General features: G+C 64.6%; 12 protein-coding genes. 7 read left to right on the top strand and 5 right to left on the bottom strand.

From position 1 onward, the window contains the following. Positions 1-70 precede the first annotated feature (70 nt). On the bottom strand, positions 71-247 hold the full coding sequence (locus tag OXM57_03130; GenBank protein ID MDE0351664.1) for a hypothetical protein: 177 nt from the start codon (positions 245-247) through the stop codon (positions 71-73). 409 nt (positions 248-656) lie between these two features. Here OXM57_03130 and OXM57_03135 point away from each other — a divergent pair, with 409 nt between their 5' ends. From OXM57_03135 to OXM57_03145, 3 genes are all read left to right on the top strand, one after another. Further along, positions 657-1,733 carry a hypothetical protein gene (locus tag OXM57_03135; protein MDE0351665.1) on the top strand — a complete coding sequence of 359 codons (1,077 nt, stop codon included), beginning with the start codon at positions 657-659 and terminating at the stop codon, positions 1,731-1,733. 868 nt (positions 1,734-2,601) lie between these two features. After that, positions 2,602-3,636 carry a CHAD domain-containing protein gene (locus OXM57_03140; protein ID MDE0351666.1) on the top strand — a complete coding sequence of 345 codons (1,035 nt, stop codon included), beginning with the start codon at positions 2,602-2,604 and terminating at the stop codon, positions 3,634-3,636. A 1,906-nt stretch (positions 3,637-5,542) separates the two neighbouring features. Continuing rightward, on the top strand, positions 5,543-5,812 hold the full coding sequence (locus tag OXM57_03145; GenBank protein ID MDE0351667.1) for a hypothetical protein: 270 nt from the start codon (positions 5,543-5,545) through the stop codon (positions 5,810-5,812). Here OXM57_03145 and OXM57_03150 read toward each other — a convergent pair. The 4 genes from OXM57_03150 to OXM57_03165 form a co-directional block, all read right to left on the bottom strand. After that, entirely contained in the window at positions 5,801-6,922 is a 1,122-nt protein-coding gene (locus tag OXM57_03150) for an alkaline phosphatase family protein (protein MDE0351668.1), read from the bottom strand. The genes OXM57_03145 and OXM57_03150 overlap by 12 nt on opposite strands. Then, positions 6,919-7,800, bottom strand: a complete 882-nt coding sequence (locus OXM57_03155) for a carbohydrate kinase family protein (GenBank protein ID MDE0351669.1) — start codon at positions 7,798-7,800, stop codon at positions 6,919-6,921. Before OXM57_03155 ends, OXM57_03150 begins: the two co-directional genes overlap by 4 nt. Continuing rightward, positions 7,797-8,300 (bottom strand): DUF3830 family protein, encoded by a 504-nt coding sequence (locus tag OXM57_03160; protein ID MDE0351670.1) that lies wholly within the window; start codon positions 8,298-8,300, stop codon positions 7,797-7,799. Before OXM57_03160 ends, OXM57_03155 begins: the two co-directional genes overlap by 4 nt. A 167-nt stretch (positions 8,301-8,467) precedes the next feature. Then, the gene (locus tag OXM57_03165; protein MDE0351671.1) at positions 8,468-9,847 is read right to left on the bottom strand and encodes a sugar ABC transporter substrate-binding protein; all 1,380 of its coding nucleotides are present in this window, start codon (positions 9,845-9,847) and stop codon (positions 8,468-8,470) included. 474 nt (positions 9,848-10,321) lie between these two features. On the opposite strand from OXM57_03165, the gene OXM57_03170 reads away from it, so the two are divergent. The 4 genes from OXM57_03170 to OXM57_03185 are packed head-to-tail and all read left to right on the top strand — an operon-like array spanning position 10,322 to position 13,516. Continuing rightward, a complete protein-coding gene (locus OXM57_03170; GenBank protein ID MDE0351672.1) occupies positions 10,322-11,272 on the top strand; it encodes a nucleoside hydrolase in 951 nt (316 codons plus the stop codon). A 44-nt stretch (positions 11,273-11,316) separates the two neighbouring features. Next, the gene (locus tag OXM57_03175) at positions 11,317-12,207 is read left to right on the top strand and encodes a sugar ABC transporter permease (protein ID MDE0351673.1); all 891 of its coding nucleotides are present in this window, start codon (positions 11,317-11,319) and stop codon (positions 12,205-12,207) included. Between the two features lies 1 nt (position 12,208). Then, the gene (locus OXM57_03180) at positions 12,209-13,105 is read left to right on the top strand and encodes a carbohydrate ABC transporter permease (protein MDE0351674.1); all 897 of its coding nucleotides are present in this window, start codon (positions 12,209-12,211) and stop codon (positions 13,103-13,105) included. Between the two features lie 3 nt (positions 13,106-13,108). Continuing rightward, positions 13,109-13,516, top strand: a complete 408-nt coding sequence (locus OXM57_03185) for a Rid family hydrolase (protein MDE0351675.1) — start codon at positions 13,109-13,111, stop codon at positions 13,514-13,516. The last annotated feature ends 3 nt before the right edge of the window (positions 13,517-13,519 follow it).

The following is a 13,519-nucleotide window of genomic DNA, read 5'->3' on the forward strand; positions in this document are numbered from 1 at the left end:
CCCAAGCGGCCCTGCTGGCCGAGAGCGAGGCTCCGCCGCGTGCGTACAGCGTGACCTCTTTTGGTGGGTGCTACACCACTCGTTGGGTCATCAGTCCCACGATCGCGCCGAAGCCCATCTTGTATGTCGTGGAACATACGTCGGCGGCAGCCCTGACCTGGTCCGAGTCGCCGCCGAACAGAGCCAACAGCACGTTCAAGGCCAGCGCCAGGAGCGTTAGGGCGACGACCGTAGAGAAGACCAGCATGAAGCGTGGCGTCAGCTGGCCCCGCAGGGTCTCGTTCGCTCGCTCTCGATTCTGACTGGGTCCTCGACTGTTCATACTTAGATATACTGCCCAAATGGGACATTGGTCCGAGAATCTTGTTGAGGAGTTCACTCGGCGCTTCGGGGGAAACTCTGATCGACGTCTGATCGTGGAGTTGCTTGCCCAGGCCGGAACAGAGATCGAAGTGTTGGCGGGTCGGAGCTTCCACCAGCCACGCCGAGCTACGGCGACCATCAACTCAGGTGGGTTGCCCCTGGTTGACGTACCAGACTTGCAGGTCGGGTCCATGGAGACTACGGCTGGGGTATGGGCGGTACCCGACCCCGTCAACCCCCAGATTGCAACAACCCTGCAAGTCGTGCCCATCGACTCTCCGGTTCGTAAAGCTATGTCCGCCGCCGACGCCCTCTGGGTTGCTGGCCAGCTCATCGCCGAGGCCTCACGGACCGGTGCGCTCAAAGGTGACCACGTCCTTCACTGGCTTGGCACGCTCTTCGACCCCGAGGAGCGCAAGGACCTGTTTCGCCTCGTGATGGATCCTGCGGTCCGGTTCTACGTCCCGATCCTCGGCACTCTGGCGGAGGGTTGGTGGTTTCAAATTGCCCGCCGCCTCATCTGGGTAACGAGCAAGACGTACGACGAGGGCCGGCTCCTGGAGCTGTTACTGGACGAGGAGACGACAAGCGATGAGGTCCTCCCGCTCGTGGCCACCGAGCCAATCTTGATCGCCGCCCCAATGACGCAACATCCCGTGGAGTGGGCCTTCACTGCTCGTATCTGGACTGACGAGGTCCAGCGTCCGAAGGATCGGCCGTGGAGCGTCCTGGCGGACGCGATACATGGTTACGGCGTGCCGACCATTACTTTGGACCCGGCCTCGACGCCCCAGGAGATCGCCTGCCAAGTGGTCCTGAAAGGATATTGGCACGGCTACATCGGGGCGGATGAGCCAGCACTGGCAGGGGCCGTCGCGGCAGCGTACCCCCAATCGGTACAGCGCATTCAGCGTCATACCAATGCCCCGACCAGAGAGTCCGCAACTGCGATGCTGCTCGAGCAACTGATCCGCCCCGGATTCGACCCAGCGCAAGGCGCAGAGGCAACCCGTCGGTACGTGCGGCGAAAAGCAGGCATCTCCGTGATGGAACACAGGAAACGCGAGGCACCCGACCGCTATCCATGGACGCACGTTGGGATCAGCGAGCGGCGCTTTTACAAACTCTTGCCGCTGTTCGCCGAGAAGATCAATGGCCGTTACGACTACGACCACGGCGACGTCGTAGTTCAGATGAAGGCGCACCTGGACGAGCTGGAACGTAAGCGCGAAATCCGAACACTTACCCTCGATGTCCTCCGGTCGCGTGGCTTCAGCGAGGCTGCCGCGAGAAAGTGGATACAACGGCATGAACCGGAACAAGCGATCGATGCGTGGCCACGCGGTCAGCGACCAGTCGAGGATTCTTGAGCAGCTGACTGTCTAGCGAACAGCTGGCACACGGCGCCCCCTGGACCGTCGTCCAGCGCCTCAGGCATTTGGGTGGCGGCTTCGATGCTGGTCCAACACGCCAACCCAAGCTTCGCGGCCAGCCGTGCCCTTTGTTCAGCGTCGAGAACGCGACGAGATCAACCGAGGTGTCCCTCGCTTTAGACTCGGTGGGTGTCGGAACGGGAGACCGCACCACGGTCTCACGGCCGGGGTCGGTCCCGGAGCCGCCGGGAGAAAGCACGCCCTGGGAGGTCACTACCTCTCGGCTTGAGGCGGCCTGTCCGGAGGTCGCAGCGAAGTTCCTGATTCGAGGGCGGCGTGGCAAATGTCAGTGGTGGTTCCGCCCACGCCATAGGAGTGTTGATTGAAGTTAGATGCTCGGAAACTCTAGTTCGACATTTCGGGAGAAGTTGTAACCTGATCGACAGTCTCTAAGCAAACGTGGACCAGTTTCTATCTGAAGACTTATTACATCCTTGTCTAATCGATGGCTGAATTCATTGCTATCCAGAGTACCTGGGGGGCACCTCAGCCATATCAGGCCACCGTCCTCACGTCGAAGGAGGATATGGACTTGCTTGCCTATCTTTCTTACCGGTATCTCCAACCACCAGACTGGTACTGCCTTGTTTACATTAGCGAAGTGAGTGTTTTGATGATTAAGTAGCTGTTGTCCGAGATAGGAATTGACTCGTGCTATGGCCTCCCGTTTGCCTGACACCGTCTCGAAGCCCTCCTCAATGGCTCATCCGATCAAAGTAATCAGGCTGGCGGGACCGCGCAAGGGCAGTTAGCGGACTGGGCTTGTCAGGGGCTCTGGTGCCTCTCCGCCGCTTAGACTCGGTAGGTGTCGGAACAGGAGAACCTGTCACCCCCGCGGGCTTCTCGAGTGGTGTTGCCGGCGAGCACGCCGTTCGTGGAGATGTTGCGAGAACGGGCACCCGGCCCGGCCGATCCGGCCATCCATTTGGCTTATGGCCGCCTGCTCGAGCAGTTCGAGGAGATGATCGCCCAGGAACCCAGGGCCTGGGAGGGTCTGGATCCCGAAGGGGTACACAAGATGCGGGTGGCCACGCGCCGCCTCCGTTCCGCCCTTCGAGCCTTCAAGAAGGTGCTGCCCGCCTCGATCCGGTCGTTCAACGGCGAGTTCAAGTGGCTGGCGGCCGCTCTCGGTGGTGTGCGGGACCTCGACGTCGCCAGGGGGAACCTCCCCCACTTCCTGTCCGAGATACCTGAGGAGGATGCTGCGCACCTGGACGACTACCAGCAGTATCTGGCCGATCGGTGGCGCGAGGAGCGAAGATATTTGCTGGCCGGCATGGCCAGCCGGCGGTACGGGCGTTTGAAGGAAGGCTTCGCGGAGCGGCTCGAACGGGGTCCGTCTGCGCGCGCTATGGAGACCTTGGGCTCGATCACGGTCGGCGAGGCCGCCCAGCTGCTCATCGGCAAGCGTTACCGGGGGGTGCTGCGCCGTGGTCGTGAGATCACGTCCGCGTCCAGCGACGAGGCGCTGCATGAGCTGCGGATCCGATGCAAGCGGCTGCGCTACCTCCTCGAGTTCTTCCGTCCGACCTATGGCGAGCTGCTCAAGGCGGAGACCACCCGGCTGAAGGAACTCCAGGATGTGCTGGGCGAGTTCCAGGACGCCTGCGTCGCCGGCCAGCTGCTTCGCCGCTACGCCGAAGGCCTACCCGTGCGCAGCGGCAACCGAGCCCAGCTCAACGCATTGGGCCAGCTGATCGCCAGCCAGGATCGCCGGGCTGCCACGCGCCGGGCCGACTTCGCCAACGCATGGGAACGGTTCGATTCCCCGGGTGGTCGAACAGGACTCCTCACTCGCCTGGCGGAGAGCCGGGCCTCGGTCACCCGGGAACACACCTGAGGTCTGAGGAGCATCAGGACGCGGATCAAGGCGGACCATGCGAAGCCCGAGAGGTACGCTCGCGAGCATATTGATTGGTGCTCGAACCGGGTCGGTCCCCACTCGTCGGCTTCGCCGAGAGCACGCCCCGGCACGCATCGCACACCGGACCTCGGTGACCTCAGCATGACGACCACCACGAGGGACTACACCATGACTTTGCCGGCTCATCGGATTTCAGTGGGGAGTGACGGTGACGAGTAGGTCCCAGATGCTCCTATCTTTGTCAAGTCGGGGATGGGCCCGGGTTGAGTTTGGGAGCCAATTCTGGTAGTCGGTGGCGAGATGATGGTTGTGGCCTCGGCCGCGCTCAAGTGCAGAGAGGGGCCCGGGGGCGGGATCAGCTACGACTTCTTGCCGGTGCTCACGACCCTCGTTCCGCTAAGGATGTCTCGTAGGCCTCTACCCCGGATCGGCTTGAACCAGAGGGCTAGGAACAACCCCCCCGTCAGCAGCCCTGTAAACGCTTGCCAACCAAACCAAGCATAAAAAATGGCTGGTAGTGTAAATATACTAAGAAAGCATACCGTTCCGATAGCTCTGACGAGAGCCCTCATCAAACTGGGTGGTCGGTCCGGGACGGCACCAACGACCTTTGTTCGTGTCAGTGTGCGGCCAATACCGCCTCCCCACTTGGCAACCGTTAACCATTCATAAAGAAGCATCAATATAATCGATACCCAAAGTCCTCGTTCGTCAATGAACCCTCCTAACAGAGCGCCAATGCCAGCATGCCAATCTCTTGTAATCTCTCGTGCTCTAATAATCAGCCAGCTGATTATTAGGAGATCGAACAGTGGTACCATCTGCCAGTTAGTGGCAGATGAATCCCCAGTGGTGGGCGGGGAATCCGCAGCGGCAGATGAATCCGCAGCGGGGGTGCGGTATTTGTTCAGGATCCTTGTCCTCGTACTGCCGATAGCTAGCGCAGCGGTAACAATCACGACTGGATATAGGAACCCCTTTGCGGTGTCGTTCGGGAGTGCCGTGAACATGAGTATCGCCACAACAGCAAATATCCCACTTAGCTGAGCCACCTTCTCGACTCGCTGTTGCCATGCTCTGTGGCTCGCACGTAGTTGCTCAGATACTGACGTCTCCCCATCCGATGGATGTGAGATCTGTTGGAAGCCCCAGATCACTGCCAACGGTGTAATCGCGAGATGGAATACGCGTTCCAGCGTCGTGATGTCAGTCCACCCAGCCCCGACCAGCGCAACCGCTGTCAAGAGAAAGCCGCCTCTACCGCCAAAGCGAAGATGGCGATTGTCTCTCCACTTTCTCGTCTCCTGCCAGATCCTGTCCGCTTCTCTGCTAACCCATTGCATCTCGTAAGCTCCCATTTATCAAGCGGCGGGTGTCCGGCAGAAACAGGCCCTCTGGAAGTGGTCGATCGCGCCGCCGAACTCGGCGTCGACGCTGTGGGCGATCTCCGATCTCTGGACCCAAGATCAGATCGAGCAGACTACGCGGGCAGCCAGCCGCGACGCCCCCCCCCCCGGTGGTTGCCTGTCGGGACTGATCGGCGCCCGGGTCCCGCAAACCACCTCAAGAGAGAGCGACCCTCAACTCCACGAGCATATCGTGTTCGCCAACCTGACGCCCGGCGAGACAGCCTCCAGGCCTGCTGATGGGCAGAGGGCCCGCTCCTTCGAGCGTGCGGTCCGACGTCCACAACCGGATGGCGCGGCTGCATAGGCCGCGGAACCGCGTAGCTCACCACGAACCTATCCACAACCGCGACTTGGCCAGTGACTGGCAGGCCCTTGTCGCGATCGCCGGATGGATTTGCCCGGACACAAGGAAGTGGATCGTCGCCAGCAGCAGAACCATGAAGATACTCACCCAACGCCGAGCGATTCTTTAGTTGAGCCGCTTGGTGGACCCTTCCCTGGTCCCTGCAACCAGCGAGCATCGGGGTGTGGCGGTGGGCAACTCCGATGTCGGTGCTGTCGTCGGCACCTTGGGCGGTGGACCCAGCGTCGCAGAGTGGGGTGTTCAACATCGGCGTCGGATCGGACTACGACCGGACCGGCTCTCCGACCACGCCTGGGAGGTGGCGGCCGAGTTGGATCCAGGAGGCACCGGGGTGGCGATACTCACGGCGGTGGACCTGAGCCAGCGGCTAGACGACTAGTAGGGGGATGAGTAGCTCTTGGGGGGTGATGCCGCCGTGGTGGCCTATGTAGGGGCTGGGGAGGTGTTGGGGGAAGATGACTGTTGCCGGTGGGGCTAGGAGGGCCGCGGTCGGGAGTTCGGTGAGGGCGGGGTGTGGGGGGCCTCCGCCTAGCCATTGGTGTAGTTGGTCGGTGCTGACGATCTGGGCATTGGTCCGGCGGGCGATCCGGTGTACGGGTTCGAGGGGTCCGGAGAAGAAGGAGACGCGGCCGTCGCCCCACCATGTCATGCCTTCGGTGAGGGTCTCGTCCAGGTAGATCTTGCCTTCGGGTGGGATGTCGCAGTGGCCGTGGTCGGCTGATCCGATGAGGGTCGTGTCGCTCGGGAAAGATCGTCTGAGGTGTTCCCACACCTGGCCTGTTTGGGAGAGGGCCGTGCTGTAGGCCTGGGATCGTTGGCCGTAGGCGTGGGCGGCTGTGTCCACGGGGGCTGTGTACACGACGGTCAGGCTGCGGTCGCCGTCACCGGAAACGGTCGGCTGGCGGATGTCGAACGGGGATGTGTATCCGTGGCGTTCGGCGCCGCGGCAGACCATGTTGCTCACAGGGGTGTCCAGGAGCTCCGTGGGTTTGAAAATCACCGTTCTGACACCCGCCGCGCTGAGGCGTTCGGGCAGGTTGGGGGTGGGGTGGAAGCCGGCCGGGTCGAGGTCGACGGGCTGTCCGGTTGTGAAGTCCACCCACTCCAGCATGTCCACGACCGCGGGGAGGGTGGGCATCCACTGGGTGTATCCGATCACTCCGTGCTGCATGGGCGCCATTGCCGTGGCCACCGCGGACAGCCCGACCGAGGTGGTGGTGGGGAACGGCGCAATCAGGGCGGCTCGGCGGTGGCGGCGTAGGGTGGCTGCGGCGGGGTGGGAGAGTTGGTGATCGCCGAGGCCGTCGATGATGACGAGCACGTAGTTCCGGGTGTGGGGGATCAGCTCGGCCAGCTCGGGGCGCAGACCGCGGGCCGGGGACCGGCCGGTGAGGCGGATCTCCAGCTCGGCGGCGAGGTTCGCCAGGTTGACGCCGTCGTAGGAAGGTGTCGGGTGATCCATCTTCTGGTCCTTCGGGGTACTGCTCATTGTCCTGAGCCGGGCTTTGACGGCAGCGCGTCGAGCGCCGCGACAGTGCCGGCGTGGCGGACCATGTGTGCTCCGGCTCGGACGGCCACTCGGGCCGCTTCCACGGCGCTGCGGCCCTGGGCGACGGCTGCCGCGAACGCACCGCAGAACGCGTTGCCGGCGCCGGTCGTGTCCGTGGGTCGATGGACTGTCCGGGCCGGGATGTGGGTCACGCCGGTAGCGGTGGCTACGACGCACCCTTCGGGGCCGAGCTTCACCGCGGCCATCCGGGCGCCGGCCGCGACGTAGTCCCGGGCCGCCTGCTCGTGGTCCGGCCCGGCTATGCGTTCGCTCTCCAGCGCGCTGGGCAGGAAGGCGGTGCATTCGGGTATGAGGTCGGTGTAGGCGTCCGGGTCGGCGGCGGCATCTTCTGTGTGCGGGTCGAGGATGATCATCGACCCGGCCTCGGAGGCGAATGCGATCCATGCGGCCTGGTAAGTCACGGGTATGGGCGCGATGTGCACGCACTGGTCCGGCGCCAGATCCGACGTGAAGTCGCCCGGCCTCGGGCAGGTGCCCTGATAGTCACCCGAGCCGGGCTCCCACTCGTACACCGTCTCCCGGGTGGCCGACACGTAGACGCGCTCGTGGATGCTCGGGGCGGCCACCTGCTTCACCTCGAGCACCAGGCCCCGCCGCCCAAGCTGGGCGAGCGTATCCGGATCGATGCCTGCACCGGCGCGGGCGACGAGCCCCGCCAGGGCTCCCGCGTAGGCGACACCGACGCATGCGTAGGCGGCCCCGCCGGCCAGCAGCCCCATGGCCCTCGGCTCGCCCTCCACGTAGAGATCGTCGACCATTATCAGCCCGACGGACCAGACGTCCGGCCAGGGTGTCACAGGGTGGGCTCCGGCTCGAGCCGGATCGTCTTCGCTCCGTCCTTGAGCGTCCGCTTGGCCAGCGTCTCGAGGCGGTCGAGATCGTCCGGATCACGGATGTAGGCGAAGGCGTTGCTCGGCAGGTCGCCGACGTAGGAGCGGACCACGCACCGTCTCCCGTAGGCGATGATGCAGGCCTTGTCGGGAGTCAGGACAAAATCGCCCTGCGACAGGTACACGGTGAGGTTCTCGGGTTGGACGAGCCGGGGGCCGTGGACGACCACCCCGCCATCCGTCACCCCGTCGGACCCTGCCCTGCCCGGTCCCGTGTCGATCGCCAACTCCTCGTCGACGGGGAAGAAGACCCCTTCACCGGAACACGTGACATGCATGAGGGGCGCCTCCAGCGGGAGCACGTCCCTGATGGCGGATGCGGTCCGGCTCGCCACATCGAATCTCAACAGGGCCGTCGCCACGAACTCATCGTCGATGAACACCCGGAAGCCGCTACTCGATGTCATGTCTCGACCTCCCGGTCCGGGCATGCGTGCGCGAGCCCTCCGGTCGGCTCGGACCTGCGGACGCACATGCGCGCACGCTCGCCCTTGCCTGCTCCACCGCCTATCCCCGCATGCCGTGGCAACTGGGTGCTGCCGGGCATGCGGGGATTCAGGCTATCGATGCTCTCCTATCCGCAGTATCGCGCCAGGATCGGGTCGAGTTCGGCCACGGCCCGGTCCATGGTCTCCTGCGGGTCGGCACCCAGGGCGATGTCTCCCAGAGCAGTGGTCACGATCTGCTCGTACTGGGTGAACGCCGGGGTCGGGGGCCGCGGTTGCCCGGCCACGGCGAGCGACTCGGCGAAGATGCTCTGCGGGTACACCTCGAAGAACGTCTGCTGATCCAGGATGGACTGGCGGACCGGCAGCGACTGGTAGTTGTCGGAGTACTTCTTGGACTGCTCCGGATTGGTGGCGAACATCACGAACGCCGCCGCCTCGTCCGGATACTTCGTCTTGGCGCTGACGCCGACCGTGACGCTTCCCGTGTGGGTGAAGGGCGTGTTGAAGTAGGGCACCGGCGTGATCCCCCACTCGAAGTCGGCGTTGGCCTCCAGGACTCCCGCCACGAAGGGCGGCTCCAGGCCGAACGCTGCGGTCCCGTCGAGCAGGGCGTTCGGGATCCCGACCTTCGGGGTGATCTCCCACTCGTTGAACATCTTGGCGTAGAACTCCAAGCCTTCGATCGCCTCAGGCGTATTCAGGTATCCGTCCACCGTGCATCCGTCACCGGACAGGGCCCAGAAGGTCTGGTACGCGGACGAGCCCATGGCAGCGTTGGGATCCCCCATCGACCTGGTCATGATCAGGTCCCGGTAGGCGAAACCGGGCGTGCCGTCGCCGAAGGCTGACGGGGCCAGGCCCCACTCCGCGATCCCCTCGTCCTGGATCTTCTGGAAGGCCGCCACTGCTTCCTCCCACGTCCAGGCATCCGCAATGTTCTGCGGCGGCTCGATGCCCGCGGCGTCGGTCATGTCCTTGTTGTAGAAGAGGGCCATCGCCGACTGCTCCAGCCCGGGCGAGTACAGCACGCCCTGGTAGCTGTGCTCGGAGCGGGTTGCCTCGAGGATGTCGTTCAGGTGCTCGTCGCTGATGTATTCATCGAGCGGCAACAGCATCCCGGCCTCCGCGTAGGACTGGGTGAAGGGCCCGTCGTAGAGGAGGATGTCGGGCGGATCATCCGATGTCGCCACGATGCTGATCTTCTCGTAGAGCTGGCCGAACGGCACTTCCTCGACCGCGATCTCCACGCAGGGTTCCGCTTCCATGTAGTCCGCGATGGCGATGTCGAGCGTGTCGCCCTGCCACCGGAGCAGCCGGAGCGTGATGATCTCGGCACACCCCTCCGGCTCTGTGGCGGCCGCAGCAGCCGCGGTGGTGGCCGCGGCGGTGGCCGCAGTCTCCGCAGGTTCCTCGGGAGCGGCCTCCTCCTCCGCGCACGCCGACATGACCAGCATCAGCGCCAAAGCCGCAAACGTAGCGGCTCTCAGTTTCCTCTTGCTCCACATGGCCCTGGGCCTCCCCTCAATCGTGCCCGTCCACCTGACGCGGACCGCACTTACCTGGCTATACCTCCCGTCGAGCGTGATAGCGGATCGAGGAGCCCGAGGAGAGTGTTGCGATCGGCTTCCGAGCGGTCCCGCGCGGGAGTACTCGGGGAACGCAGCAACCTGTCGGATCGGCTGAAATGCCTGCCATCATCTCTCGATCAAGGGATAGGTCAACCATAACCCTGTCCCGAGATCGGCGTCCATCGAATCTTAGAGTTTGCTAAAAAAAACAATCTAACGGGGTTCGCTGATCGGCAGGCCTCCCGGTGTCAGGGTCGTGGGCCGGCGAGCGAGCCCTCTTCGTCCGGGCTTTTCGGCGCTCTCCCGGCAACCGGATTGCCCTCGGGACGGCATTCCCGGGGTGCTCCCAAGCCCTAGCCGGCGCCGGAAGTGATAGCCTCACACGGGAGAGTTTTCGGGGGTGGAGGGCGAGTGTCGGAAGATCTGATCATCGACTGCGACACGGGTTCTGACGATGCGATAGCGCTGCTCGTCGGCGCCCTCCATCGGGACCTGAACCTGATCGCTGTCACCACTGTCGCCGGCAACTGTCCTGTGGATGTCACCACGCTGAACACCCTCAAGGTCCTCGAGAGCGCTGAGATTTCGGGAGTCCCCGTGTACCGGGGCGCCGACGGTCCTCTCGTAGGTCGGATCGACCGCAGCGCCGGATGGCCCCAGGATCTGGACCTGCCGGAGCCGTCGAGGACGGCCGAGCCCATGCACGCGGTCGACTTCCTCGTCGAGACGCTGGCGAGCGCGGAGGCTCCCATCACCATCGCCGCGGTCGGCCCGCTGACCAACCTCGCCCTGGCGTTCCGGATGCATCCCGGGATCGTCTCGAAGATCGGGCGGCTGGCGATCATGGGGGGCGGCATCGGCGTCACCAACATCTCGGCCAGCGCCGAGGCCAACATCTTCTGGGATCCCGAGGCCGCCGATGTCGTGTTCCGGGCGGGCGTGCCGATCGAATTGTTCCCGCTGGACGCCACCCACATGGCGCCCGTCACCTCCGACGACGTGGCCCGCTGGGCCGTGGCCGGGACTCCGGCGGCCCTGACCGCCGCCGCGTTCCTGCCGGAGCGGATCCACATGTACGAGTCGAAGATGCCCGTCGAGGGGGGTGGCGCTCCCGTCCACGATGCCCTGGCCGTGGGCGCGCTGGTCGACCCGGATCTCGTGCGGTTCGAGCGGGCCAACGTCGAGATCGAGCTGGATGGGACCCTCACCCGGGGCCGGACGGTCGTCGATCAGCGACCGCACCTCTTCCTCGCGTCGCAACCGAAGAATGCCCGGGTGGCGGTCTGGGCGGATCGCGAGCGTTTCCTCGACTTCCTCACCGAGATATTCCACGCACAGGAGTCCGCTGACAGCGACGGATGAGCTAGGCACAGCACGCAAACACCTCCACGCCCACTGGAGCCGACATGTCCAAGCCGAAAAAGAAGGCCCGGTACTCCCGCTTCATCACCGTGGCCGGCTTCCTGGGCCCGTTCCTGGTGTTGCTGGTGGTCTTCCGCCTCATACCGATCGCCGAGGTCGTACTGACCAGCCTCCAGCAGTTCAACCTGCTCCGCCCTGACGAGCGCACCTTCATCGGCGCGGACAACTTCGTCAGGCTGGCGTCCGACTACCGGTTCCTGAAGTCGATGCGGGTCAGCGCCACCTTCGTTATCGGCATGCTCGTCCTCCAGATCCCGCTGGCATTGGCGCTGGCGATGGCTTTGCGCGGTTCGCAGCGCGGGATCCGCCGCATCCGCACCATCGTGTTCTCCCCCGTCACGATGTCGATCGTGGTGGTGACGGCGATCTGGCGGCTGCTGCTGGACCCGGCCAACGGCATATTCAACGGGGTGCTGGAACGTCTCGGATTCGAGGGTCTCGACTTCATCACCAGCACCTCGCAGGCGCTCCCGTCGCTGATGCTGATGATCATCTGGTACCAGATCGGGTTCACGATGATCCTGTTCGTGGCCGGCCTGCAAGCCATCCCCACGGTCTATGCCGAGGCCGCCGCGGTGGACGGCGCCGGACCGTGGCAGCGGTTCCGGTTCGTGACCCTCCCGCTCCTGTCGAGAACCACCGTGTTCGTGGTGGTCATCATCACGATCTTCAGCTTCCAGCAGTTCGCCCCCGCCTACGTGATGACCCGCGGCGGGCCGAGCGACAGCACGTTGTTCATGGTGTACTACCTCTACCAGCAGGCTTTCAGCTTCCTGGACCCGGGCTACGCATCGGCGATTGCCGTGGTCTTCCTCGCCACGGTGCTGGTGGTGTCCCTCCTCCAGCGGCGGCTGCTGTCGAGGACGGGCGCCTGAGATGGCCGGGCTGAAACTGATGCGCCGGCGGCGGGAGGCGGAGCAGGCCCCGATGCGGCTGAGCGCTCCGGTGCCCGGATACCTCCGGGTGGCGCTCGGCATCGCCGTGGCATTGGTGTTCATCGCCCCGGTGTGGTGGGTGGTGGCGGCCTCGTTCAAGCCGCAGTTCGCCATCTTCCGTGACGCCGCGCCGGTCACGGCGGCCACCTTCCTCCCCTTCGACGCCACCCTCGACAACTACCGGGAGGTGTTCGGCCGCCTAGGTATGGGTCGCGCCCTGATCAACTCCACCATCGTGGCCGTGTCGCAGGTGATCCTGACGCTGGTCCTCTGCTCGACCGGCGCCTACGCCTTCTCCCGCCTGCGGTTCCCGGGACGGCGGGTGTTGTTCATCATCATCCTGGGAACGCTCCTGGTGCCCTTCGAGTCGATCCTCATCCCGATGTACCTCATGGCCAGCCGCCTCGGGCTCGGGGACATGCTGCCGGCGGTCTTCCTGCCGGAGATAGCCAGCGCCTTCGGCCTGTTCCTGCTGCGGCAGGCCTTCGACGACGTCCCCCGCGAGCTCGACGACGCCGCCCTGGTCGACGGGGCGTCCCACTTCCGGGTCTACTTCGATGTCCTCCTCCCGAATATCAAGCCGGCCCTGGCGACGCTGGCCGTGATCACGTTCCTCTGGTCCTGGAACGGCTTCCTGTGGCCCCTCGTGATCATCCAGCGGCCCGAGCTGCAGCTGATCCAGGTGGCCCTGGCCCAGACGGTGGTCCCCGGCGAGTTGCCCAACTGGGGGGCGATCCTCGGCGGGGCGACCATCGCCACCGTCCCCGTGCTGATCCTGTTCCTCCTCCTCCAGCGATACATCGTCCAGGGATTCGCCGAAAGCGCCATGAAAGGATGACCGATGAGCCGGACTGCCGTTGACCTTCCGCTCTATCCCGGGTTCGAGGGCCCGTACTCCCAGGGCGCCGCCGGCGGCGGCATCCTGTACACCTCCGGCCAGCTCCCGTTCGACCCCGAGGCCGGGAGCATCGTGGACGGCCCGGTGGAGGCCCAGGTGAAGATGTGCATGCAGAACATCGAGCGCATCGTGGTGGCCGGGGGTTCGGACATGGACTGCGTGATACGTTGCTGCGTGTTCGCCCGGCGTTACAGCGACTTCCAGGCGGTCAGCCGGGCCTATGCCGAGGCGTTCGACGAACCCTACCCGGCGCGGACGTTCATCACGGTGGCGGACCTGCCGGAGGGGGTGGACGTGATCATCGAGGCCGTGGCGTTCGTGCCGGAGTCCCTGGCCGCCCAGGATGATTGAGAG

The sequence above is a fragment of the bacterium genome (assembly GCA_028820935.1).
Lineage (GTDB): Bacteria > Actinomycetota > Acidimicrobiia > Spongiisociales > Spongiisociaceae > Spongiisocius.